The sequence below is a fragment of the Actinomycetota bacterium genome (genome assembly GCA_005888325.1).
Lineage (GTDB): Bacteria > Actinomycetota > Acidimicrobiia > Acidimicrobiales > AC-14 > AC-14.
The window spans coordinates 1-24,222 of sequence record VAWU01000062.1 but is presented as its reverse complement, the minus strand read 5'-3'; the positions used below and the strand labels follow the sequence as shown (position 1 = coordinate 24,222).

The window sequence follows — 24,222 nt, the reverse complement described above, 5'->3', positions numbered from 1 at the left end:
CCGGATCTCCCCGGACGAGCGCGGGTTGGTCGGCGGTGAACAGAACCGCGGCCAGCTCCTCGGCGGTGGGCGGGTCGGCCAGGGATCGCCGGCAGAGGGCGGCGATGCCGTCGACCGCAGCGTCGTCGAGCACGTCGATGGAGGTCACCCGACGGATCTTCCCGCGAACATCCCGCCCCCGCGCCATCCACGCGGGAAGATCGGGGGATGAGAGTGGGTGAGATCGACATCGCGCCGTTGCACGACGGCACCGCGTACTTCCGTCCCACCGAGGCGTTCGTCGGCACCACCGACGAGCAGTGGGAGCCACATCGGGCGCTGCTCACCGCCGACGGCATGGTCGAGCTCGAGCTCGGGGGCTTCCTCGTACGCACCGGCGACCACGTGGTGCTCGTCGACACCGGTGTGGGCACCATCTCCGGGGTCTTCAGCGGCGGCGCCTTCCTCGAGAGCCTCGCGGCCCACGGCCTCACCCCGGACGACGTCACCGACGTCGTCTTCACGCATCTGCACTTCGATCACGTGGGTTGGGCGACGCGCAAGGGGAGCATCGTGTTCCCCCACGCCACCTACCGGTGCGACGAGCGCGACTGGTCACATTTCGTCGGGCCCGACCCCGGCGCCACGCGCAAGCTCACGCCGCTCGAAGGACGCGTCACGCTGTGGGACACGAGCGGACCGCTCCTGCCGGGCATCGACGTCCTCGCCGCGCCGGGCCACACTCCCGGCAGCACGGTCGTCGTCGTCTCCTCGGGTGACCGGCGGGCGCTCCTGCTCGGCGACGTCGTCCACTGCCCGGTCGAGCTCGTCGAAGACGAGTGGGCCGCGCTTGGCGACGTCGACCCCGCCCTGGCGAAGCGCACGCGCAACGCCCTCGCGCGCGAGCTCGAGGGCACCGACGTGCCCGCGGCGGCGTCGCACTTCCCCGAGATGAGGTTCGGCCGTCTGCTCGCGGCCGACGGTCGCCGGCGTTGGGTGTTCGACTGAGGATGGCCGTGACGGGGGGGCTCCTCGCCGAGGCCGAGGCGGCAGTGGCGGCCGCGTCGACACGCGCGCGGGTCGACGTGCGCGAGCTGACCACGCTGACCGAGCTTCAACGGGCGGAGTCGCTGCTCTCCGACATCTGGGGGCGCCCGCGCGACGCGCCGACCGTGCCGAGCGACCTGCTGCGCGCGTTCTCCACGACCGGCAACTACGTGGCCGGTGCGTGGCGGGGCGACGAGCTGATCGCGGCTGCGGCCGGCATCCACGGTCGCCGTGAGACGGGCGTCTACCTCTACTCGGTCGTCGCCGGCGTGCACGCGGGACACCAGACCCGCCACGTCGGCTTCGCGCTGAAGCAGCACCAACGGGCATGGGCGCTCGCCCGCGAGCTCGAGCTGATCACCTGGACGTTCGACCCCCTCGTGCGGCGCAACGCCTACTTCAACCTGGCCAAGCTGGGCGCCGAGGTGACCGGTTACCACGAGGACTTCTACGGGCCCATGCACGACGCGCTCAACCGAGGCGACGAATCCGACCGTTGCCTGGTGTCCTGGCACCTCGCGGGCGCGCGGGCACGAGCGGCCGCCACCGGCACCCCGCGGCCCGAGCCGACCGATGCCGCCCGGACCGACGCGGCCCGGATCCTCGTCGCCGGTCCCGCCGGCGAGCCGGTGGCTACCGTCGTCGCCGGTCCCGCCGGCGACGTCCTGCTGGCGTGGGTGCCGGAAGACATCGCGGCGATGCGCGCCGACGACCCCGCGCAGGCGCGGGCGTGGCGTGCGGCCGCGCGCGACACCCTCGGCCGCGCCCTCGCGGGTGGCTACGCCGCAGTCGACATGCTGCGATCCGGCTGGTACGTGCTCGAGCCCCGCCGGTGAGCGCGCAGCGCGAGGTACGAGGCACGGTGAACCGGTGAGCGATTCCGTCCCGGTGCTCGGCGGCGTCCGCCTCGAGCGGGTCGAGCTCCGCCGCATCCGCATGCCGTTGATACGGCCTTTCCGCACGTCGTTCGGCACCGAGCACGTCCGCGACGTGCTGCTGGTGAAGGCGGAGACCACCGACGGCGAGGGCTGGGCGGAGTGCGCGACCGAGCCCGAGCCGCTCTACAGCGCGGAGTACACCGACGCCGCCGAGCACGTCCTCGAGCACCACCTCATCCCCCGGCTGTTCGCGGCGAACCACGTCACGGCACCCGCCGTGGCGACGTTGCTCGCGCCGGTGAAGGGCCATCGCATGGCGAAGGCCGCGGTCGAGACAGCCCTCCTCGACGCGGAGCTGCGCGCCGCGGGACTGTCGTTGGGCGCGTACCTCGGTGCCGTGCGCGGCGCGGTCGACTGCGGTGTGTCGGTCGGCATCACCGGCACCGTCGACGAGCTGCTCGAGCACGTCGCCGGCTACGTCGACGACGGCTACCGACGGGTGAAGCTCAAGATCGAGCCGGGCTGGGACCTGGAGCCTGTCGCCGCCGTGCGGGCGCGCTGGCCCGACCTGCCCCTCCAGGTCGACGCCAACACCGCCTATCGAGTCAGAGACGCGCCACATCTCGGCCGGCTCGACGAGCTCCGGCTGCTGTTGATCGAGCAGCCGTTGGCCGACGACGACCTCGTCGGCCACGCCGAGCTGGCAAAGATCCTGCGCACGCCGATCTGCCTCGACGAGTCGATCGTCTCCGCGGCCGTCGCCGAGAGCGCCATCCGCCTCGGCGCGTGCTCGATCGTGAACGTCAAGCCCGCCCGGGTGGGTGGCTACCTCGAGGCCCGACGCGTCCACGACATCTGCGCGACCCACGGCATCCCCGTGTGGTGCGGCGGGATGCTGGAGACGGGTGTGGGGCGGGCCGCCAACCTGGCCCTGGCCGCGCTCCCGAACTTCACCCTCCCCGGCGACACCTCGGCCTCGGCGCGCTACTACGAGCACGACATCACCGAGCCGTTCGTGCTCGACGAGGGTCGCCTGCCTGTGCCGACCGGTCCCGGCATCGGCGTCACTCCCCTGTCCGACGTCCTCGCAGAGGTCACCACTGTCGTGCGGGCCGTCGTTCGCTGAGGGCGACGCCCGCAGCAGACGCGCGGCGGATGGGCCAGACTGGCCTCCCAACCGGAGAGAGGAGCCCGCAGGTGTCCCTTTACGACATCCCCCTGCGGTCGTTGCGAGGTGAGCCCACCTCGCTGGCCGAGCACAAGGGCAAGGCCCTGCTGGTCGTGAACGTGGCGTCGAAGTGCGGCCTGACGCCGCAGTACACCGGCCTCGAGGCGCTGCACGAGCAGTACGGGCCGCGCGGCTTCGCCGTGCTCGGCTTCCCGTGCAACCAGTTCGGCGGACAGGAGCCGGGCAGCCCCGACGAGATCGAGACGTTCTGCAGCACCAACTACGATGTGACGTTTCCCCTGTTCGAGAAGATCGACGTCAACGGCGAGGGTCGCCACCCGCTCTACGAGCAGCTGACCCAAAAGACCGACGCCGAGGGCAAGGCCGGCGACATCCAGTGGAACTTCGAGAAGTTCCTCGTGTCGCCCGAGGGCGAGGTCGTCGCCCGGTTCCGGCCGCTGACCGAGCCGGCCGCGCCCGAGCTCGTCAGCGCGGTCGAACAGGCCCTGCCGAGCTGACCCGCGCTCAGCGCTGGGCCGCCACCAACGCGGGACGGCGTCGCTCGATCACGTGATCGGCAAGGCCGTAGGCGCAAGCCGCCTCACCTCGCAGGATGAAGTCGCGGTCGATGTCGGCGGTGACGCGCTCGAAGGTCTTGCCGGTGCGTTCGACGAGGATCTCGACCATCCGTCGCCGCATCTCGACCATCTCCTGCACCGCCAGCTCGAGGTCGGTCGACTGACCCTGGGCGCCACCGTGCGGTTGGTGGATCAGCACGCGGGCGTTGGGGAGCACGAAGCGCTTGTCGGGCGCGCCCGCGGCGAGCAGCACCGCGGCGGCCGAGGCGGCCTGCCCCACGCAGATCGTGCTCACGTCGGGCCCGAGGTACTGCATCGTGTCGTACACCGCGAACAGCGCGGTCATGTCGCCACCCGGGCTGTTGATGTAGAGCGAGACGTCACGGTCGGGTGACAGCGACTCGAGGTGGAGCAGCTGGGCGATCACGAGGTTGGCGACGGCGTCGTCGAGCGGACCGTTGAGGAACACGATCCGATCGGCCAGCAGCCGCGAGTAGATGTCGAACGCCCGCTCCCCCCGCTCGGTCTGCTCGACCACGGTGGGCACCAGCAGCTGGGTCATCACACACGCTCCTTGCTCGGCTCATCTCGGCGGCAGTGCTAACTTGCAACCTGTTCGTTGCACATCCTACAGGTGCAACCACTAGGTTGCACGTCGAGACGAGCGGGGAGAACCATGAGCGATCACGCCAGCGACGTCAAAGGCACTCGGGATCCCGACACGGCCGTACGCCGGGAGGTCGAGCTGGACGCGGCCCCGACCGACGTCTGGAACGCGCTCACCCGCCCGGAGCTGCTCGAGCAGTGGTTCGAGGCCGAGGTCGAGCTCGATCCGCGCCCGGGCGGCACGGGCCGCTTCATCGGAGCAGATGGCGATGACCGCGTCGCGCGGGTCGACGACGTCGACGAGGGACGGCGGCTCGCCTTCACGTGGTGGCCCGACGCCGGAGGCGACGAGCTTGCGTCGAAGGTGGAGTTCGTCCTCAAGCCGACACCGGGCGGCACCCGGCTGGTCGTGACCGAGTCATCCCGCACCGCTCGTGCGTGCGCCGCGACCAACGGCACCGGCTGGGCCTGGCGCCTCGAGCTGCTCGTGCTCACGCTCTTCCTGCTCGTTCGCGCATGAGCGAGGACCGAAGCGAAGCGGAGGACCGCAGCTCCCATGTGGCAGAGCGGTGCCGCGCCCGAGGAACGAGGGCGCGCATGAGCGAGGACCGAAGCGAAGCGGAGGACCGCAGCTCCCATGTGGCAGAGCGGTGCCGCGCCCGAGGAACGAGGGCGCGCATGAGCGAGGACCGAAGCGAAGCGGAGGACCGCAGCTCCCATGTGGCAGAGCGGTGCCGCGTCCGAGGAACGAGGGCGCGCCACCGGTGAGCAGTAGAGACGACCCGCTCGACCGCGTCTTCACTGCGCTCGCCGACGGCACGCGTCGCACGGTCATGCGCCAGCTCCTGGACGGGGGCCCGACGACCGCGAGTGAGCTCGCCGGCGGGCTGCCGATGACCCGGCAGGCAGTCGTCAAGCACCTGCAGGCGCTCGGCCAGGCGGGGCTCGTCGACGCGCAGCGTGCGGGCCGCGAGGTCCACTACCGCGCCACGCCCAAGCCCATGGGCGACGCAGTGGCGTGGATGCTCCGGACCGGCGCGCAGTGGGACAAGCGGCTCGAACGCCTGCGCCGTCAGGTGAGCCAGCGCACGGGCTGACCGTGGAAGCCGGCGGTGGCGAGCACGCGCTCGCGGCCGCCCGGCCACATCGCGAGCCGCACGTCGGCGTGGTTGGGACCTCCCGGTTCCATTCGCAACCACGCCAATGGAGCCGCGTGACTGGCGCGCCGGCCCGCCGCCTCGATCGTCGCGCGTAACCGGGCTCGGCCCGCGACGCCGAGGTACTGCACGAAGATCGAATGGAACACCACCGTCGCGACGCCGTCGACGGGCGCCGACAGCGCGGTCTCCAGCCAATCGCACGCGTCTGCGGTGTCCACCACGACCGCGACGCGGCCCGCCACCTCGAGCGCGCCGGCCAGCCGCTCGAACCGGGCGCGCTGGTCGGGCCAGACGTAGGACAGCAGCCGCAGACGGTCCTCGTCGCGCGTCGGGTCGATCGGAGCCGCGTCGCAGCCCCGTCGCTCACCGATCGCGACCTCCCGGGGCAGCGACCACGTACCCTCGAACCACGACGAGGGGAAGCGCACCGGTGAGCGGGGGTCGCCGACCGGCGTCGCGCCGACATCGAACCAGTACCGGTCCCAACGCAGGTTGAGGCCCGCGCTGGTGCCCACCTCGAGCAGACGCAACGGCCGCTGGGTCTCGGCCGCGACGGTGTGGAAGCCGACGAGCAGCGCGGCGGATCGACCCACCTCGTTGGTCTGCGGGGGCGAGCTCAGGCCGGCCCGCAGACGGGGCGCCTCGTCGCGCACGGCGGCGAGTACGGCCGGCCAGGCCCCGTCCGCGTCGGCGTCGCCGCCGGTCGATGGGAAGTGGGCTGCGATCTCGGGCGCGGCTCCCTCGAGCGCGAGGCGGTGCAGCCCCGCGAAGAGGCGCAGCGCGATCGCGTCCTCACCGGGATCGCCCTCGTGCCCGACGAGCACGTCGAAGACGGGCCCGCGGGCTTCGACATCGGCCGCGGCGCGCGCCATGAGCTCGGCGTAGAGCGGGGAGCCAAGGTCGGCGCAGGCCCGCGCCTGGAAGCGGAGCCGCCGAGCCAGCACCTCCTGCGGAGCGGTCACGGCCGAGGCGTCACGCGGTAGCGCTCACGCAGCAGCTGCCGGTAGAGCTTCCCGTTGTCGTGTCGGGGCAGCACCTCGACGAAGTCGACGCGGCGCGGCCATTTGAACCGGGCCAGACGTGGACGGCACCACTCGAGCAGCTCGGTCGCCAGCTCGGGGGTCCCCGTCACGCCGGGCTGCGGCTCCACGACGGCGACCACCTCCTCCCCCCAGTCGGTGTCGGCCACGCCGATGACGCCGACGTCGCCGACCGCGGGATGGTTGATGAGCACGGCCTCGACCTCCGCGGGATAGATGTTCACGCCCCCCGAGATGATGAGGTTGGCGCTCCGGTCCGTGAGGAACAGGTAGCCCTCCTCGTCGAGGTAGCCGACGTCGCCCAACGTGTAATGCCCGCCCCGGTAGGCGCCCGCCGTCTTGTCGCCGTCCTTGAAGTAGTCGAAGCGACCCTCGGAGGGCGCCTTCAGGTAGACGGTGCCCACCTCGCGCGGGGCACACGGATTGCCGTCGTCGTCGAGGATGAGGATGTGGTCGGAGGTCTCGGGGCGCCCGACCGTGCCCGGTCGTTGCAGCCAGTCGTCGGACAGGACCACCGTGCCCGCGCCCTCGGTGGCCGCGTAGTACTCGGCGACGATCGGGCCCCACCACTCGATGATCGCCTGCTTCACGGGCACCGGGCAGGGCGCGGCACCGTGCACGACGAAGCTCAGCGACGACAGGTCGTGGCGTTCCTTCACGTCCGCCGGCAGCGACAGCAGCCGGTGGAACATGGTCGGCACCATGTGCGTGTGCGTGACGCGGTGGCGCTCGATGAGCTCGAGCGTCTCCTCCGCGGACCACCCGTCCATCAGCACGACACCGACGCCTCCCGTCTGCGGCACAACCAGCGAGAGCTGGAGCGGCGCCGCGTGGTACAGGGGACCGGTGCACAGGTGGAGCTGCCCGCGCCCGGGGCGGTAGCCCGAAGCCCACGCCAGGGTGGCGGCCGTGACCGCGCCGGGCGCCGCGGTCGAGTCATCGCGGTGCACACCCTTGGGGCGGCCGGTCGTGCCCGAGGTGTAGAGCATCCGGGTGCCGATGCACGGGTCGTCGATGTCGTCATCCACTTCGGGCGCCAGCGCGTCGGTGTAGGTCTCGAAGCCGTCGACGTCGCCGCCGATTGCAAGTCGCACGGTCACGCTCGCCGCGTGCGCAGACGCCGCCGCAGCCACCTCGCCGAAGCGGGCGTCGGCGATGACCGCGCCCGCCTCGCAGTCGTCGACGATGTACCCGGCCTCGTCCGCGGTGAGGTGCCAGTTCACTGGCGTCAACCGGAGGCCGGCACGATCGGCCGCAGCGACGACCTCGACGAATTCCGTGCGGTTGGCGCAGAGGAGCGCGATGCCCGCGCCCGGGCGCACACCCCGTCGACGCAGGGCACGCACCAGCCGGTTCGCCTGCGCGTTGAGCTCGGCGAACGTCGAGACGCGATCACGCTCCACCACTGCCGGCGCGTCGGGATGGTTTGCCGCCCAGTACGCCACCGCCATGCCCCGTTGCGCGGCCTCCAGCAACGCGTCCCGGTCGCCGGTCTCAGGCACACGACTCACCTCGACAGCGTGTCAGGTCGCCCGCTCGTCCTGCCCGCGCGGCCGAGCAGGCGGTGTCAACCGAGGTCCCGCGGCACGACGTAGGAGGCAAGGGTCGCCCCACCCGGCGCCAGGTCACCCCAGGCCGTCGGCACCGTGAGCACGGCCAGCGCCGCGGTCGGGAACTTGATCGCCATCCGGTCCAGTCCGTCGGCGACACCGGCTCCGGCCAACGTCGCGGCCAGGTCCTCGAGGCCCGGGTTGTGGCCGACGATCATCAGCGAGGACACGGAATCGGACACGTCGCGCACGCGAGCGAGCAGCTCGCCGGCGCTCGCCCCGTAGAGCCCGCGCTCGACGAGCACGACGGCCTGCGGGCCCAAGGCAGGCGAGATCAGCTCGAGCGTCTCCTGGGTGCGCCGTGCCGAAGAGCAGAGCACGAGGGCGGGGGCGATCTGTGCGTCACGCATGTGGTCGGCGACGAGGCGCGCCGCGCGTCGACCGCGGGGTGCGAGCGACCGCTCGTGGTCGGACGCCACCGGCTCGCTCCACGTCGACTTCGCATGCCGAAGCAGACACAGCTGCCGGACCTCGGTCACGTCAGATGTCGCGCGGGCGCAGGCGGGTCACTCGGTCGGGTCGACCTCGAGGAGGCGGCGCGGGTGGCGGCCGTCGACGTAGCCCAGGAACGGCGGGTAGACGTTGTACCCGAGCAGTTCCTGCAGGCGCTCCGGAAGCTCGCGCACCACCTCGCGCGGGACCGCCAGCAGGTGCGTCTCCTGCGGCCGCAGCCACGAAGCGACGTACTCGACCGCGACCCCGAGGCGCGGCCGGTCGGTCGTGTTCGCACCGCCGCCGTGCCAGAGGCTCCCGACGTAGAGCATCACCGAGCCCGCCGGCATCTCCGCGATCGTCGTCGGCGTGCTCTGGTCCGGTCGCTCCGCGACCCAACGGTGGCTGCCGGGAACGACGCGCGTCGCCCCGTTCGCCTCGGTGAAGTCGTCGAGCGCCCACATCACGTTGGCGACCACCTCGGAATGTGGTCGGGTCAGCGGGTACACGCCATCGTCGTGGTGCAGCGACTGCGCCACCTCGCCCGGCCCGATCTCGATGCCGGTGGGTGCGCTGAGCTGGAACGGGCCGAGCACCCGGTCGAGCACGCCGAGCACGACCGGATGCGTGGCCGGACCGTCGAGGCACCGTGTCTTGGCGAAGAGGGCGTAGATGCGGCGGGTGTTGAAGCCCTCGAACGGGTTACGACCCTCGGGGATGTTCGACAGGAGTCGGGAGAGCTCGGCGCGGGCCGAGGCCGCTTCCGCCGCCGAGAGCATCCCCTCGAGGATGGCGTAGCCGTCGGCGTCGAGGGCCCCGACGACCTCGTCGACGCTGGCGGCGGCGTTCATCGCGGCCAACGTAGCGCCCGGCCGCGATGCTCGGCGTTCGCACGATGCGTGCTGCAGTTAACCCCCTTTCACGAGCCGGGGGTCGGTCCTAGACTGCCTCTTTTCTGACTGGAGGATCGATGGAACCCGGCTCTGAAGTGGAGGTGCAGTCGCGCTTCAACGGCTCGTGGGTCCGCGGCTTCGAGCTGGTGGAGGTGCACGCCCAGCAGCCCGATTCCCTGGAGATCCGGCGCCGGTCCGACGGTGCGGTGCTGCCGACGCTCTTCAACCCCGAACAGGTCCGCGAGGTCTCCCGCCCGCGCTGACCGCCCGGCCCGGGCGCGCCGCGCCTAGCCGAGGTTGAGCAACACGACGCCGGCAGCCACGAGGACGGCTGCGACGAGTCGACGGCGACCGAAGCGCTCGTGGAACACGACCGTCCCGATGACGGCGGCGACGATGACACCTGTCTCGCGCAGGGCGGTGACCGCGGCGAGCGCTCCGCGCGTCTGGGCCCACAGCACGATGGCGTAAGCCGTCACCGAGAGAAGGCCACCCAGTCCTGCCACCCGCCAGGTCGAGCGCCACGCCCGGCGCACCCGGGCCCGTTCGCGCAGCAGCCCGTAGGCCGGGATCGACACCGACTCGATCAGAACCAGCCAGGCGGCATACCCGAGCGTCGACTCCGCCCGTCGCACGCCGAGCCCGTCGACCAACGAGTACGCGGTGATCAGCAGCCCGGTCGCGAACGCGAACGCTAGCGCGGGCGGTGGGCCGGGTCGGGCCCGCGCACTACCGGCCGCTAGCCAGTCCCGGAGATGAGCGAGGCTGATCAGCCCGCTCCCGATGGCGACGACGCCGGCGAGCTGGGCTGCTCCTAGGCGCTCGTCAGCGAGGGGCACCGCGAGGAGAGCGACGAGCAGGGGCGCGGTGCCGCGCGCGATCGGGTACACCTGGTTGAAGTCGCCCACCCGATAGGACTGCAGGAGCAGTGCCTGGTAGCCGACGTGCACGACGACCGACAGCGCGAGGAACGGCCAGGCGCGGCGCGCCGGCGCGTCCACGAACGGCACGACGAGCAGGCACACGGTGCCCGCCCCGAGGTTGAGCGCGACGAAGCCGACCAGGTGGTCCTTCACCGACTTCGCCAGCGCGTTCCACGTCGCGTGCAGCACGGCCGACCCGAGGACGGCGGCGCTGACCGCCAGAGGAGGACCCGTCGTCGCCGCGATCGGCGGCAGCCTAGGGCGGCGTTCGGTCAGGTGCCGGGGCAGAAGCCGACGGCGTCGGTGTTGGCGGTGCCGTCGGCGCAGAGGAGATCGGGGTTGTCGTGCGAGAACACACCCTTCGGGCTCTCCCACCCCGGCACCACCCACGCGTGCACCATCCACACGGTCGTCTTCATGAACGTGCCGTGCACGCCGTCGCACATCGCCTGGGTCACGTCGGAGTCGGCGGGGAAGGGAACCTCGATCCCGCCCGCGGCATACCGGATACAGGTGTTGAAGTGACGATGCCAGTGGTCGTTCGGGCCCGCGAAGCCCTCGGGCGCGGGTCCGGCCGACAGCGAAATGTACATGAGCCCCACGAGCTTCGACGTGGGGCTCACGCCGTCGTAGATGTAGGAGGCCGGGCTCGCCGGGTCGACCTCCCCGTTCTTGATGCCGCCAGTGACACCGCGCATCGACATGTAGTGGGCGCCGGCGCCAGGCGTGAACTTGCCGGCCAGGTACATGCCCGCCGCCTTGGCGTCGGCGACGGTCGGGTACTTCATGGCGGCGTCGCGTGCCACCACCAGTTGACCCGCCAACTTCTCCCGCGTCGCGACATCCAACGGCTTGTCGGGCTGCAGCTCCGCGTGCTGGTCCGCGTTGCGGGTTCCGATGTTGCCGCCCGTCGAGACGCTGTGGTCGTGGCCCGAGGCAGCGGCCGCCGTGCCCGTGCTCCTGTGCGAGACCGTCGCCGCGCTGGCACCCGTGGTCGTGACCCGCTGGGCTTCGTGCCCGCGGGTGCCACGGTGGATGGCGACGGCGCCGGCACCGACGAGGACCACGGCGGCGCAGCACGACACCAGGCCGAGTGCCGGCCCTCGGCCCGGCGCGAACACCACGGGGCCGCCGAGGGCGAGAGCAGCACCCAGGACGGTGAGCGCGACGCCTCCCATCAGCAGCGTGCGACTCGCGTCTCCGTCGATGACGGCCCCGGTGAACTGGGCGACGAAACCGGCCGCGGCAACGACGACGCCTACCGCGCGAGCGCTGACGTGCGCCCGGGGCCGACCCAGTGCACCGCCGACTTCGGAGACCGTGCTCACGGATGAACCTCCCTCACGCACCCCAGGCCCCAGGAGTATGGCATCTCGCCTGGCGCGATGACGCCGACACCGTTCTGCTGTACTGCTGGAGTGCGTGAAGGCGCTGAGCTGAGTCTCGAGACGACACCCGAGGTCACACCGACCCAGACCACAGGGCGCGTCCCCGCGCAACGGGTCGCGGAAAAGGACCGTGGCGGCCACCTTCGTTGGATACCGATCGCGGTGGCGCTCGCCTACGCCCTCGTGTTGCCCGTCCGCTTCGTCGACGACGCGTGGATCAGCTACAGGTACGCCGCCAACGTGGCCGACGGCGTGGGCCCGGTGTTCAACCAGGGCCAGCGCGTCGAGGCGATCTCCAACCCGCTGTGGACCGCGCTCCTCGCCGTCGCCTACAAACTGCACCTGTCGTTGCCGCTCACGGCGTGGGTGATCGGGGTGGCGTGCGTTCTCGCGGTGGTGTGGATGACCACCGCCCTCGTGCGCCGCATCACGGGCTCGGAGCTCATCGGCGTGGTGTGCGGAACCGCGCTCGCGCTCACGACCCATTTCATGCGGTCGTCGCTGAACGGGCTCGAGACGTGCCTCTACTCGGCGCTGTTGCTCGCCGCGTTGAGCTGTCTGCTCAGCGAGCACCGGCGTGCCCGCCTCGGGTTCGGTCTCGCCGTCGTGGGCGTCGCGCTGACGCGTTTCGAAGGGCACCTGCTCGCCGCCATCCTGCTCGCGGGGCTCTTCGCGCTCCGGCGCGACGGCACCCGCGCGACGCTCAGGCGCAACATCGTCACCGCGGCTGGAGTCGCGGCATCGTTGCTCGCCGTCGAGCTGGCGCGTATCGCCTACTACTCCGAGCTGGTCCCCATGACCGTGATCGCCAAACGCGACGTGGGCCGGAGCGTGAAGCTCCAGGTGGGCAGCATGATCCGGCCCTTCGCGACGTACATGGTGCAGACGTTCGGGCGAGGGGGACTCGTGCTGCTGGCGGGCACGGCCGCCGTCGGGGTCGCGGTGATCGCCGTCGGCCGCCGGCGGCTCCCTGTCGTCTACCTCGCGCTCTGCGGCGTGGTCGTGGCCTTCGGGGTGGCCGTGACCTTCGAGAACAAGGGCGACTGGATGCCGGCGGCGCGGTTGCTCGCCCCGTACTTCCCCGTTCTGCTCGTCCTCGTGGCGTCGATGCTCTGGGCGGCGTTCGCGTTCCGGCGCCGCCAGGCGACGATCGCGCTCGTCGTGTGGGCGCTTGCGTGGCTCGCGCTCGTGCCGGGCACCTGGAGCTTCAACCGTGATCGCGCGCCGAAGGGGTACCGCTTCGCCGCCGCCTTCCGGCACGGCGCGTTCGCCAACAACGCGGACGACGTGGGCCGGGTGCTGCGGAGGGTCTACGAGCCGGGCGACGTCTTCGCGACGGCCGCGATCGGGCACATGGGCTACTACGGTCGCCCCGCGCCGATGTTCGACATGCTGGGCCTCGCCGAGCCCGCGATCGCCCGGTCGCCCGGCAAGTCCACCAACGGCGGCAAGTACGACTTCGCGTACACGGCCGGGAAGCGGCCCAGCGTGATCATCGACGTCACACCTGCGACCGTCGTCGCGACGGCTGCGCTCGCGCCCGATCGCTATTGCGGGTTGCTGAGCCCCGCCCTCACCGGCCAGCTCCTGTTCGTCGCGGTGCGGTGCGACCTGAACGATCGCATCGGGGCGCCGTTGACCGCCCGTTTCGGCGGCCGCTCGGTCGGGATCAAGCAGGCCGAACGGATCTGGCTCAAGGGCCACCGCTTCGGCGACCGCTTCCGCGGCTGAGGCGACCGGTATCGTGACGAGCCATGCACCGCGATCTGTTCGACGAGGAGCACGAGCTCTTCCGGCGGAGCTTCCGACGCTGGCTCGACAAAGAGGTCGTCCCCAACTACCTCGAATGGGAAGACGCCCAGATCGTCCCGCGCGACGTCTTCCTCGCTGCCGGCGAGCACGGCTTCCTCGGCATGGCGATCCCCACCGAGCACGGAGGGGGCGGCAACGACGACTTCCGCTACAACCTGGTGATCGGCGAGGAGATCCAGGCCGCCGCGGTCAATGCCGCCGGGCTCGGGATCACGCTCCACAACGACATCTGCCTTCCGTACTTCCTCCGCTATTGCGACGAAGGTCAGCGCCGGCGCTGGCTTCCCGGCATCGCGTCGGGCGAGCTCATCACCGCCATCGCGATGACCGAGCCGGGCATCGGATCCGACCTCGCGTCGATGTCGACGACCGCGATCCGCGACGGCGACCGCTACGTCGTGAACGGCTCGAAGACGTTCATCACGAACGGCATCAACGCCGACCTCGTCATCACCGCGGTCAAGACCGACCCCACCCAGCGCCACAAGGGGATGTCGCTCCTCGTGCTCGAACGCGGGATGGAGGGCTTCGAGCGGGGTCGCAACCTCGACAAGATCGGCCTGCACGCCCAGGACACCGCGGAGCTGTTCTTCAACGACGTGCAGGTACCGGTCGACAACCTGCTCGGCGGTGAGGGCGAGGGCTTCACGTCGCTGGTCTCCAACCTGCCGCAGGAACGGCTGTCGATCGCAGCCACCGGAATCGCCGCGGCCCGAGCCGCGCTGACCTGGGCGCTCGACTACGTGAAGGAGCGTACGGCGTTCGGCCAGCCCGTCGGCTCGTTCCAGCACAACCGCTTCGCACTGGCCGAGTGCGCCACCGAGGTCGAGATCGGCCAGGCCTTCATCGACCGGTGTGTCATCGCGCTCAACGCCGGGGAGCTCACCGCCGAAGACGCGGCGATGGCCAAGTGGTGGTGCACGGAGCTGCAGAAGCGGGTCGTCGATCGCGGCGTGCAGCTGCACGGTGGCTACGGCTACATGCGCGAGTACCCGATCGCCCGGGCCTATGCCGATGCCAGGATCACGACGATCTACGGCGGCACGACCGAGATCATGAAGGAGCTCATCGGCAAGTCGCTGGGCCTCTGATTCCCGTGCCTTCTTGTCGTAGCGAGCCGTCCTGAGGACGGCTCACGACGCCGAGATGTGGCCGGGCTTCTGCGAGACCGTCTTGTAGGACTGCTCGCGCACGCGGCGGATCTCATCCTCGCCCGCCACCGCCCGGCCTTCGGGATCCGACAACCGGAAGCCGGTGTACATGACCCGCCGCTCGCGGGTGACGGGCGCGTGGCTCATGTGCAGCGTGCAGGAGCAGTGCACGGTGATGTCACCGGCCCGGGTGGGGAGGTCGACCACCGGCAGGCCCCAGACGCTCCGCACGAACGCGGGCTGCACCAGGGCACGATGCGACCCGGCAACGACGGCGAGCTGGCCCGACGACGCGTCCGCGTCCGTCACCGAGACACCCACCGTGAGGCTGCAGCACCGGTAGGAGTGGCGACCGAGCGAGCAGTCCTTGTGCCACGGGAGGTCGGAGATGCCTTCGACCACGCCGATCGGCTTCTCGAGGGCCTCGATCGACTCGGGCGGCTCGTACTCGTCACCGGTGAGGCGGCCGAGCCGGAGCAGGCGCTCGTCCTCCAACACCGCGGCGGTGGTCGGGCTGTACCGCTCGAAGCCCTGGAGGCGCACCGCCCGGTGCTCACCCGTCGCCGTACGCGCCCACCACGAGTGGCCGTCATCGGGCTCGTAGTGAGCGAACGCGGCGTCGATGTCGCGGGCCACCGCTCGCATCTCGTCCGCGTCGAACAGGCCGCCGACGTGAAGGAACCCGGCCTCGGCCAGGAAGTGCGCCATCTCCTCGTCGTCGTCATCCGGTGAGAAGGTGCGGTGGAGGTCGAGGGGCGCGCCGTCGGGGTCATGGAACTCGACGGACCCCGCCGTGTGCGCGGGACGCCCGTCGATGAGCGACCGCAGCACGACCCACCAGTCGAGGAAGTCACCGAGATCGCCACGGTCCATGCGCAGACGCCCTGAGGTCACCAGCGTCATGGGCGTCGAGAGGTCGTTCACGATGTCGGCCAGCTGCTCGCTGTCGAGCTGGACGCGGGCCGCGCCCATGTCGTCCGGCGTGACCGTGAAGCCGCCGTCGTCACGCGCGAGCGTCCAGGTGCCCGCCGGCGTGGCGACGGTGAACGGTTGGAGGTCGAGCTCGGCCGCGCCAGGTGCCGCCAACCCGGCGCGCTCGACGATCAGCGCGGGGAGCTCGTCCCCGAAGAACGACACCGCGTCGATCGGGCGGATGTCAGCATCGACCCGGGTACGGACGTCGAGCGAAACCATGTGACTCCCCTTCTTGCGTGGGCGGACCTCACCGCGCTCCGGACCACGGCTCGCGCAGTATGCAAGACACCGGTTCCACAGGCAAGGGTGGCCGAACCCCCGGCCCGTTCGACCGCCACCGGTCGCGGCGCGGCGCCGGACCGTCCGGCATACTCCCGCGATGCGCGAGCCCGACTTCGGCGGTGTGATCGGACCGACCTGGCGGGAGTCCACCCCGTGGTGGCCGCCGGAGCCCACGCCCCCGCCGCACGCGCCCAACGTCGTGCTGATCGTGCTCGACGACGTGGGCTACGCGCAGCTCGGTTGCTACGGGTCCGACATCGAGACGCCGACGCTCGACCGTCTGGCCGCAGGCGGTGTGCGACTCGCGAACTTCCACACGACCGCGCTGTGCTCGCCGACGCGTGCGTGCCTGCTCACCGGGCGCAACCACCACTCGAACTCGATGGCGCGCGTCGCCGACCTCGCGGTCGGCTTCCCTGGTTACTGGGGTCGCATCCCGCGCCGCAACGGCTTCCTGTCCGAGATCCTCGGCGCCAACGGCTATGTGCCGTGCGCAGTGGGCAAATGGCACCTCACGCCCGAGGACGAGACGCACATGGCCGCGCCGCGCGACACCTGGCCGTGTGCTCGCGGCTTCCAGCGCTGGTACGGCTTCCACGGTGGCGAGACCCACCAGTTCGTCCCTGCGCTCTACCAGGACAACCACGCGGTGGCGCCGCTCCGCACCCACGACGGCTACCACCTCAGCGAGGACCTGGCCGACCGGGCGATCCGCTACCTCGGCGAGCTCCGGTCGGTGGAGCCGGAGCGACCGTTCCTCCTCTACTTCGCGACCGGCGCCTGCCACTCTCCGCACCACGCGCCCCGTGAGTGGATCGAGCAGTACCGGGGGCGTTTCGACGCGGGTTGGGACGCGTGGCGCGTCGCCACCTTCTCCCGCCAGCAGGCGATGGGCCTGCTGCCGCCCGGGACCCGCCTCTCGCCCCGGCCCCCCTGGGTCCCCCGGTGGACGGACCTCGACCCACAGGACCAGCGCGTGGCGGCGCGCTTCATGGAGTGCTTCGCCGGCTTCCTCTCGCATGCCGACGCCCAGATCGGCCGGTTGCTCGCGTTCGTCGAGGAGCTCGAGGAGTGGGACGACACGCTCGTGGTCGTGGTGTCGGACAACGGTGCGAGCGCGGAGGGCGGCGAGCGCGGCTCCATCAACGACGCCCGGCTCTGGAACGGGGCGCCGGCCGGGCGCCGCGAGCTCCGCGAGCGCATCGACGAGCTGGGCGGGCCGAGCGCGCACAACAACTACCCGTGGGGTTGGACGATGGCCGGCAACACACCGTTCCGGCGGTGGAAGCGCGAGGTGCACGAAGGCGGGATCGCCGACCCGTGCATCGTGCACTGGCCGCGAGGCATCGCCGGCCGCGGTGAGGTGCGTCACCAGTTCGCTCATGCGATCGACGTCCTGCCGACCGTGCTCGAGCTGATCGGCATCGAGCCGCCCGACGAGATCGCGGGTGTCACGCAGACGCCGATCGAGGGCACCAGCTTCGCCTACCTCCTCGACGACGCCGGCGCGCCGGAGCGGCACACGACCCAGTACTTCGAGATGCTCGGCAGCCGCGGCGTCTACCACGAGGGTTGGAAGGCGGTGACGTTCAAGCCCCTCGGGCGGATGTACGACGACGGCATAGATCCCGATGCGCCCTTCGAGGACGACGTGTGGGAGCTGTACCGCGTCGCGACCGACCTGACGGAGTGCGAGGACCTCGCGGCGACGCACCCCGAGAAGCTGGCCGAGCTGGTCGAGATCTGGTGGACGGAGGCGCGCCGGTTCCAGGTGCTCCCTCTCGACAACCGTCCTGTCGCCGCGCTGCTCGCGCCGCGGCGACCCTTCGACACGCGGGCCCGGTACGTGTTCTGGCCGGGCGGCGCGCTGGTGCCCGAGACGGTCACCGTCAACGTCCGTGACCGCACCCATTCGATCGTGGCCACGGTGGAGGTGCCGAGCGGGACGCCGCCCGAGGGCGTGCTGCTCGCCATGGGCAACGCGCTCGGCGGTTGGTCGTTCCACGTGCACCGAGGCCGTCTCCGCTACGTGAACAACTACCTCGGCAAGGAACGCCACGTCGTCGCGTCGGACGTCACGCTGCCGCCCGGCGCGCACGAGCTCGCGTTCTCGTTCACGAGCGCCGGGGGCTTCCGCGGCACCGGACGGCTGCTCGTCGACGGACGGGTCGTCGGTGAGGCCGAGATCCCCAACGTCACGCCGGTGCGCTACTCCATCACGGGGGGCGGCATCACGTGCGGGTGGGAGCAGGGGCCCTCCGTCGGTGACGACTACGAAGCGCCGTTCGCCTTCAACGGGACGATGCGACGGGTCGTCGTCGAGGTGGACGGCCACCCCCACCGCGACCAGAACGCCGAGTTCGAGGCGATCATGTCCGAGCAGTGAGAGCGCTCACCGGGCAGTCCGTCGCAGCGCGGTGAGGAACTCGCCAACCTCATTGGTCGCCGAGGACCCGTACGCGCTCACGAGGACACCGCGCCAACCGCACGACCTGCACGCGACGGCGACCACGATCGACTCGTCGTCGGGATTGCTCTCGCCCTCGGAGCGGTGCACCTCTACGACGTCGAGGTCGGCGACCGCCGGCCCGCCGTCGCACGTGGGACACCCCGTCTCCCGGCCCTCGACGCTGAAATCCACATAGCCGCCGGCGTGGAGCCGATCGAGCGTCTCGGCCACGCCGATCTCGGTGCCCGGCTCGTAGCCGGCCTGCTCGGTCGTCCGAAGCGGGGACACGCGCCGAACCTAATCCGGAACGTCGGCGTACGGAGCAATCCCGCGGGCCGTAGTTCAGGCGCGAGGCGATCGCCCGCGCGAGCGATGGCGGCGTCGACCGCCGACCGGTGGCGCGGTGGCGCGCAGCCGCTCGAGGGCCACCGCCATGCGCTCCGCCGGCGCATGCGCCTCGCGTTCGGCGCTCTCGAGGTCGACGAGCACATCATGGGTCGTGGCCTCGTCGACCTCGGCGTGGACCGGCGCGGTCCGCATGCGTCGCCCGCCCACGATGCTGAGCCCGCCGACCGCGACCGCGAGCGCCCCGGGCCACCAGAACGAGGCCAGGGGCCTCCCGCGTGTGCCGGATGCCGCGGCGATCTGACGTCGCACGGCTGCCGACCGGGGGGCCGAGGTGCTGGAAGCGGGATCCGCGATCGTCGTCGCCGGCGCCGGGACCGGCTCGATCGAGCCGCCCGCCGGCGAGTCCACCATGCTGGGGCTGCCCGGCGAGGTGGTTGCAGCTCGCAACGTCGGACCTTGCGTCGTCGGCGTCCGGCGGGGGCGCCCGGCCGCACTGACGGCCGACGGTGACGGTCCGGCGGTGGGCGGTGGAGCGGTGGGCGGCGGTTGAGTCACGGCCGGTGTCGTCGTCGATGGCACCGTGGGCGACGTGGTGGGGGGCGGCTCGGTGGTCGGCTCGGAGGACGTCGTCGTCTGTCCGATCGCACGAGTCGGGGCCGAAACCGTCAGGATCGTCGTGCCCACGACCATCGCGGCGAGCACGAACGCGCGCGTCGGCCGGGACCGCGACGGCATCACCGACAGCTCGCCGAGGGCCGGCTCCACATCGCGTCCGACCGCGCGTCGGTACAACCGGATCTCCTCGCTGTTCTCGCTCCTGGGCAGATGCCGACGAGCGGGGCCTTCGCTCACACCGCGGCGACGTCGTCGCACCGACACGCGTCGGACCGGAGACGAGGACAGCCCCCTCGTTGCTGTCTGCCGCCACCCTCTCGCCGCAGCCACCGCATGTCAAGCGAGCGCGGGCCGGGCAGCTGCGATGACAATGGGTGGCCGCCGGCCACGCGATGCGATGTCGATTCGTCCGGCGGACTATGATCCGCGCCCGATGCCCCCGCGGCTTTGCTAGCGCCTCACCGCCGGGCCCCGAGTGGGCTCGTCGTGCTCGTCGCCCTTGCCCTGGCGGGGACCGGCCTCGCCGCGTGCGCCCCGGCCGACCCGACGATCGTCTTCGCAGGTGACGTCGCGTGCCATTCGGCCCCGAAGACGACCGGCACGTCGTGTCGCTACGGCTCCGGCACCACCGGAACCGCGGGTCTCGTCAGGTGGCTCAATCCCGAGCACGTCGGCGCGCTGGGTGATCTCCAGTACGAGGACGGCGCCCTGGCGGACTACAACGCGTACTACCAGCCGACGTGGGGCGCGTTCAAGGCAAAGACCTTCCCGGTGCCGGGAAACCATGAGTACCACCTGACGGACGCAGCGGGGTACTTCGACTACTGGGGCGCCCGGGCCGGTACCCGCGCCAAGGGCTGGTACGCCAAGAACGTGGGCAAGTGGCTCATCATCGCCCTCAACTCCGAACTGGGCGTCAACACGTCGAGCGAGCAGTACAACTGGCTGAAATCGCTGCTCGACCTCAACAAGGGCGGCGCCAGCCCACAGAACTGCGTCCTCGCGTTCTGGCACAAGCCGCGCTGGTCGTCGGATACCCAACACGGCTCCAACTCCAGCTTCGGACCGTTCTGGAGCCTCCTGCGCGCGCACCACGCCGACGTCGTCGTCAACGGCCACGCGCACGTCTACGAGCGGTTCCGCAAGCAGAACGCCTCGGGCGTCGCCGATGCCGGCGGCATACGACAGTTCACGGCCGGCACTGGCGGCAAGAGCGAGTACGGCTTCGGCACGCCGCTGGCCAACAGCCAGGTGCGCCTCGTCGGGCCCGGCGTGCTCCGCCTCCAGCTCCAAGCCGACGGGTATGCGTGGGGGTTCTACGACGTCGCCCGGAGCGTTCGCGACTCGGGGACGACGGCCTGCAACGCGGGGTCGTAGCCGCCTAGCGGAGCACGGGCCCGACGATTCGCCCGACGATCACCGACAGGGCGAGCCACACCGTGAAGACCAGCGCCACCGTCACGCGTCGTCGTCCTGCGCCGAGGACTCCGACCCGGGAGCGCCGTCGGGATCCGGGTCCTTGTCGTCGCTGGTCCCGTACGGCTCGAGGAGGGTGGCCAGGTCCGGCGAGTTCGCGGCCGAGGGCTTCCGGATTCGCTTCATGATCGGCGGCATACCTGACTTCTCGGCCGTCTCGACCTCGACCTGAAGTGCTCTCCGACACGATCCGATCGCCCCGGTCGGAGCAGCGGTCAGGCGTGGGGAATGCGGCACGGGCCCGGCCCGCACACGTCGATCACCTCGCCGGTGGTGAGGAACACCGCCTTCTGCACCCGCGCGACCGGTGCGGCCCGAGGATCCTCGTGAGGGTCGACGCCCGCGCCGGGTGGCGTGTTGGTCGTGGGTGGCGGCGGACTGCCGCTGTCCCAGACGACCAGCGCGGATCCCGCGAACGGATAGTGCGCGATCGTCGGGATGCCCCAGGCAGGAGTCACGTCGGGCGAGCGCCCGTCTGCGAGCGCGGGCGCGCGAAGGACGGCGCCGATCGTGCGTGCCTCGACGTCGCTCGCGACGTTCGCAACCTGGTGGTCGCCGAAGGCCACGTGCACGAGCACCCGATGCGTAGGGGTCCGTGGCAGCGGGTGGTCGGCGAGGTGGTTCGCGTACCCGCTGGCATCGGCGCGGTCCCAGACCATCTGCATGAGGGCGAAAACGAGCTGCTGATCGAGCGGGTCGGGGTAGGCGCCCTCGAACAGCCCACGCGGAAAGCCGATGCTCCGGTCGAGCAGGGTGGAGAAGTTCATGCCCGCCACTCCCAGCACGGCGCGGGTGAAGTCCTGCGCCACTGCGGTGAGCGCCCCGCCCATGATCCCTCCCAGGCTGTTCCCGTCGTAGACGAGGCCCGCGGCCGGGTCGAGCAACGGGGCCCCACCCGAACGAAAGGCCGGGTCGGAGCCGAAGCCTCGGGGGTGGATCATCAACCGACCCAGGAACAGGGCGTCGAGCATCGCCTGCTGGAGTCGGTCGGCCAGCTCCGGCAGGTGGGAGAAGTCGGTGAAGACCGTGGCTCCCTCGCCGAGGTCGGGGCCGGCGCCGGTCAGGCCGAGCCAGTCCGTGCCGCAGAAGACGAAGTCGTGCTCGTTGGCCATGTCCTTCACGTTCTCGGCCCTCACCTCGGTGGCGTCGTTGAAGAGGCCGTGCCCGTAGAGGGAGGGCTGGGCGGGATGATCGGGCGTCGCGCTCCTCGGCACGATGCAGACGAAGTTCGCCACCTGGGTGTTGCCCGCCAGCCGGCTGGGCAGGTCGTGGCGCGGATCTCGGTAGTTGAAGCGCGAGCCCGCCGGTCCTCCGGGCCGGCTCAAGTAGCTCGGCACCTCGAACGTGCCTTGGATGCGACGGGCCACTCTGGGGCTCGTCGCCGCAGGAGGCTCCTGCACCTGGGTGACGGTGTAGCGCGGGGCCGCGCCGCCCAATGAGTCGAAAGCATCGTCGCGTATGTGGAGCATGCGCTCCGACAGGTTGCGCGTGCTGGCGACCGTGAAGTCCCAGGCGAGGTAGAGCTCACGTCGCGCGATGCCGCGGCGGGCCAACGTGGCGAAGAGACGGTCCATGTGATGTTGGCGATCGCGGTCACCGTCGCCGCGCAGGAACGCGGCGAACGCCGGCGCGGGGTGGACCACGGCACCGACTCTGTCGCGGAGATCGCGCAACGCCACGATGTAACGCCGGCCGTCCTCGAGGTTGCGCGCAGGACGGATGATCAGCGCGCGCCGGGCATCAGCGGTGGCGTGGGCGTCGAGCTCGGCCCAATACGGAGCGCGCCTACCGGTGCGGGCGTCGAGCAGGACGATCGGTGCATCGCGACGGAGTGAGCGCGCGATGTCGGTGATGGGCGCGGCGCCGGTACGCACCAGGTCGAGCCCGGGCACGTGGGTGACGATCTCGGCGCCCGGACTGAAGCCGTCGTTGTGGTTCCACTCGCTCACGTCGATGGGCGTGCCCTGCGCGTTGCGGGGCATGGCGGTCGGGGCGAGGTGCACCCGAAGGCCGGTATCCGTCGACGGGTCGGGGACGGTGAAGAAGTCGTTGGGGAACGGCAGGAGGCAGGCGGTGGGATCGATCGGGTCGCAGGGGCCGCGGTGGGTCTGATCCCGATCCGGGGCCCGCTCTAGGGCGAACGCGGTCGGAGCCCCCAGGCCGGCGACGACGAGGGTCATCGACAGCCATGCGCCCAGTCCTCGCCGGTAGCTCCACCGACGTCTCCCCACGCGCCAGACCCTAGCGGTGCGTCGCGGCGCGCCCTTGGTGCGCGCGACGCGCGCCGGGCGCGACGGAGGCGAGATGGCGTCGCGAGCCGAGCGCGCTCACGACGAACCTCGCGGTCTCTCGTCACTCCACAGGTCATTCCCCGCGCCCTTTTTTTCCTTTTGTCCCTAAGGGCGCGGGCGGCGATGTGTCGATGAACGACGAAGCGGAACTCCGCACGGAAGCGCCCGAGAGACGCTCTCAAGAGAGGTCACGGACTGCCATGTCGAAGCTCGACCGCCCCACCAGCCATCGCGTCGATCACACCCCGTCGCCCGCCATCCTCGGTGACCGCGTGAAGCGCAGGCTCGTGATCCTCACGGCCGCGCTCGGGCTGTTCGCCACCGTCATCGCGCCGCTGACCCGCGCCGCGAGCACCGGGGGCCAGTTCCTCGTGCAGTGTGGCGGGCCGGTGCGCTCGGCCTCCGACGACCCCATCGTGGGCGGCGCGAGCCACAGCCACGAGTTCTACGGGAACGAAACGATCTCCCTCGGCAGCACCTACACCAGCCTCTCCGCGGGTACGACCGCTTGTCACGACCCGCACGACAAGGCGAGCTACTGGCACCCGACGCTGTATGTCCGCGGGACACGTGTCCCGCTGCCGAAGTCCACTGCGTACTACACGGCCCACGGCAAGTCGCGCGGCTCGATGTCGTCGTGGCCCGCGGGCCTCAGGATCATCGCGGGAGACAGTCACGCCACCGCGCCCCAGCCGACACGCATCGTCTACTGGGGCTGCGGCAACGGCTCGTCGGTCTCCAAGGTCGCGTTCGTCCCGCAGTGCCAGAGTGGCGACACGGGTCTCACCGCGCACGTGCTCTTCCCCGACTGCTGGGATGGCTTGCACCTGGACTCCGCGGATCACAAGTCCCACATGGCCTACTCGGTCTCGGACCAGTGCCCGCCCACGCACCCTGTGTCGCTGCCCACTCTCATCATTCGGTGGCAGTGGACGGGCCTCTATCCCGCTCCGGGTGACGTGACGCTGGCCTCCTGCAACAGCGGGACCTGCGACTCCTCCGGTTCGCCTTTCACCATGCACTCCGATTGGATCAACGCATGGGATCAGCCGGTGCTCGACGCTCTTGTCGCGCAGTGCATCAACGCCGGGGTCGATTGCCCCGCGGGCACGAGTGTCAGC

General features: G+C 71.1%; 24 protein-coding genes. 13 read left to right on the top strand and 11 right to left on the bottom strand.

Annotation, left to right across the window (positions count from 1 at the left end; genetic code table 11):
* Positions 1 to 207: 207 nt before the first annotated feature.
* From E6G06_17750 to E6G06_17735, 4 genes are all read left to right on the top strand, one after another.
* Complete coding sequence (locus E6G06_17750) at positions 208 to 987, top strand: MBL fold metallo-hydrolase (GenBank protein TML87401.1); 780 nt, start codon at positions 208 to 210, stop codon at positions 985 to 987.
* 8 nt (positions 988 to 995) lie between these two features.
* Positions 996 to 1,862, top strand: coding sequence for a GNAT family N-acetyltransferase (locus E6G06_17745; GenBank protein TML87400.1), 867 nt, complete (start codon positions 996 to 998; stop codon positions 1,860 to 1,862).
* Positions 1,863 to 1,962: 100 nt separating this feature from the next.
* Complete coding sequence (gene menC, locus E6G06_17740) at positions 1,963 to 3,030, top strand: o-succinylbenzoate synthase (GenBank protein TML87555.1); 1,068 nt, start codon at positions 1,963 to 1,965, stop codon at positions 3,028 to 3,030.
* Between the two features lie 71 nt (positions 3,031 to 3,101).
* The gene (locus E6G06_17735) at positions 3,102 to 3,590 is read left to right on the top strand and encodes a glutathione peroxidase (GenBank protein TML87399.1); all 489 of its coding nucleotides are present in this window, start codon (positions 3,102 to 3,104) and stop codon (positions 3,588 to 3,590) included.
* A gap of 7 nt (positions 3,591 to 3,597) precedes the next feature.
* Here E6G06_17735 and E6G06_17730 read toward each other — a convergent pair whose 3' ends face one another.
* Positions 3,598 to 4,212, bottom strand: coding sequence for an ATP-dependent Clp protease proteolytic subunit (locus E6G06_17730; protein TML87398.1), 615 nt, complete (start codon positions 4,210 to 4,212; stop codon positions 3,598 to 3,600).
* 114 nt (positions 4,213 to 4,326) lie between these two features.
* On the opposite strand from E6G06_17730, the gene E6G06_17725 reads away from it, so the two are divergent.
* Entirely contained in the window at positions 4,327 to 4,776 is a 450-nt protein-coding gene (locus E6G06_17725; protein TML87397.1) for an ATPase, read from the top strand.
* 313 nt (positions 4,777 to 5,089) lie between these two features.
* Positions 5,090 to 5,353 carry a helix-turn-helix transcriptional regulator gene (locus tag E6G06_17720; GenBank protein TML87554.1) on the top strand — a complete coding sequence of 88 codons (264 nt, stop codon included), beginning with the start codon at positions 5,090 to 5,092 and terminating at the stop codon, positions 5,351 to 5,353.
* Here E6G06_17720 and E6G06_17715 read toward each other — a convergent pair.
* From E6G06_17715 to E6G06_17700, 4 genes are all read right to left on the bottom strand, one after another.
* Positions 5,329 to 6,378 carry a DUF2332 domain-containing protein gene (locus E6G06_17715; GenBank protein ID TML87396.1) on the bottom strand — a complete coding sequence of 350 codons (1,050 nt, stop codon included), beginning with the start codon at positions 6,376 to 6,378 and terminating at the stop codon, positions 5,329 to 5,331. The genes E6G06_17720 and E6G06_17715 overlap by 25 nt on opposite strands.
* Positions 6,375 to 7,907 carry an acyl-CoA synthase gene (locus E6G06_17710; GenBank protein ID TML87553.1) on the bottom strand — a complete coding sequence of 511 codons (1,533 nt, stop codon included), beginning with the start codon at positions 7,905 to 7,907 and terminating at the stop codon, positions 6,375 to 6,377. Before E6G06_17710 ends, E6G06_17715 begins: the two co-directional genes overlap by 4 nt.
* A 116-nt stretch (positions 7,908 to 8,023) precedes the next feature.
* Complete coding sequence (locus E6G06_17705) at positions 8,024 to 8,545, bottom strand: histidine phosphatase family protein (protein TML87395.1); 522 nt, start codon at positions 8,543 to 8,545, stop codon at positions 8,024 to 8,026.
* Between the two features lie 27 nt (positions 8,546 to 8,572).
* Positions 8,573 to 9,349 (bottom strand): phytanoyl-CoA dioxygenase family protein, encoded by a 777-nt coding sequence (locus E6G06_17700; GenBank protein TML87394.1) that lies wholly within the window; start codon positions 9,347 to 9,349, stop codon positions 8,573 to 8,575.
* A gap of 119 nt (positions 9,350 to 9,468) precedes the next feature.
* On the opposite strand from E6G06_17700, the gene E6G06_17695 reads away from it, so the two are divergent.
* Positions 9,469 to 9,654, top strand: a complete 186-nt coding sequence (locus E6G06_17695) for a hypothetical protein (GenBank protein TML87393.1) — start codon at positions 9,469 to 9,471, stop codon at positions 9,652 to 9,654.
* Positions 9,655 to 9,678: 24 nt separating this feature from the next.
* Here the strand turns inward: E6G06_17695 and E6G06_17690 are convergent, their stop codons facing one another.
* Positions 9,679 to 10,560 (bottom strand): EamA family transporter, encoded by an 882-nt coding sequence (locus tag E6G06_17690; GenBank protein ID TML87552.1) that lies wholly within the window; start codon positions 10,558 to 10,560, stop codon positions 9,679 to 9,681.
* A gap of 26 nt (positions 10,561 to 10,586) precedes the next feature.
* Positions 10,587 to 11,642: a hypothetical protein gene (locus tag E6G06_17685; GenBank protein TML87392.1), complete on the bottom strand. Its 1,056-nt coding sequence runs from the start codon at positions 11,640 to 11,642 to the stop codon at positions 10,587 to 10,589.
* Positions 11,643 to 11,732: 90 nt separating this feature from the next.
* Between E6G06_17685 and E6G06_17680 the strand changes: the two genes are divergently transcribed.
* Positions 11,733 to 13,433 carry a hypothetical protein gene (locus tag E6G06_17680; GenBank protein TML87391.1) on the top strand — a complete coding sequence of 567 codons (1,701 nt, stop codon included), beginning with the start codon at positions 11,733 to 11,735 and terminating at the stop codon, positions 13,431 to 13,433.
* Positions 13,434 to 13,456: 23 nt separating this feature from the next.
* The gene (locus E6G06_17675; protein TML87390.1) at positions 13,457 to 14,605 is read left to right on the top strand and encodes an acyl-CoA dehydrogenase; all 1,149 of its coding nucleotides are present in this window, start codon (positions 13,457 to 13,459) and stop codon (positions 14,603 to 14,605) included.
* A gap of 42 nt (positions 14,606 to 14,647) precedes the next feature.
* Here the strand turns inward: E6G06_17675 and E6G06_17670 are convergent, their stop codons facing one another.
* Positions 14,648 to 15,859, bottom strand: a complete 1,212-nt coding sequence (locus E6G06_17670) for a hypothetical protein (protein TML87389.1) — start codon at positions 15,857 to 15,859, stop codon at positions 14,648 to 14,650.
* Between the two features lie 160 nt (positions 15,860 to 16,019).
* On the opposite strand from E6G06_17670, the gene E6G06_17665 reads away from it, so the two are divergent.
* The gene (locus tag E6G06_17665) at positions 16,020 to 18,308 is read left to right on the top strand and encodes an arylsulfatase (protein TML87388.1); all 2,289 of its coding nucleotides are present in this window, start codon (positions 16,020 to 16,022) and stop codon (positions 18,306 to 18,308) included.
* A gap of 6 nt (positions 18,309 to 18,314) precedes the next feature.
* Here the strand turns inward: E6G06_17665 and E6G06_17660 are convergent, their stop codons facing one another.
* The gene (locus tag E6G06_17660; GenBank protein TML87387.1) at positions 18,315 to 18,659 is read right to left on the bottom strand and encodes a hypothetical protein; all 345 of its coding nucleotides are present in this window, start codon (positions 18,657 to 18,659) and stop codon (positions 18,315 to 18,317) included.
* 54 nt (positions 18,660 to 18,713) lie between these two features.
* Complete coding sequence (locus tag E6G06_17655; GenBank protein TML87386.1) at positions 18,714 to 19,028, bottom strand: hypothetical protein; 315 nt, start codon at positions 19,026 to 19,028, stop codon at positions 18,714 to 18,716.
* A 22-nt stretch (positions 19,029 to 19,050) separates the two neighbouring features.
* Between E6G06_17655 and E6G06_17650 the strand changes: the two genes are divergently transcribed.
* Both E6G06_17650 and E6G06_17645 read left to right on the top strand, forming a co-directional pair.
* Positions 19,051 to 19,269: a hypothetical protein gene (locus E6G06_17650; protein TML87385.1), complete on the top strand. Its 219-nt coding sequence runs from the start codon at positions 19,051 to 19,053 to the stop codon at positions 19,267 to 19,269.
* 512 nt (positions 19,270 to 19,781) lie between these two features.
* On the top strand, positions 19,782 to 20,711 hold the full coding sequence (locus tag E6G06_17645) for an alkaline phosphatase (GenBank protein ID TML87384.1): 930 nt from the start codon (positions 19,782 to 19,784) through the stop codon (positions 20,709 to 20,711).
* Between the two features lie 314 nt (positions 20,712 to 21,025).
* On the opposite strand, the gene E6G06_17640 is transcribed toward E6G06_17645, so the two are convergent.
* Positions 21,026 to 22,990 carry a hypothetical protein gene (locus E6G06_17640; protein TML87551.1) on the bottom strand — a complete coding sequence of 655 codons (1,965 nt, stop codon included), beginning with the start codon at positions 22,988 to 22,990 and terminating at the stop codon, positions 21,026 to 21,028.
* Positions 22,991 to 23,232: 242 nt separating this feature from the next.
* Here E6G06_17640 and E6G06_17635 point away from each other — a divergent pair.
* On the top strand, positions 23,233 to 24,222 hold a 990-nt coding region (locus tag E6G06_17635), incomplete at its 3' end, for a DUF1996 domain-containing protein (GenBank protein TML87383.1).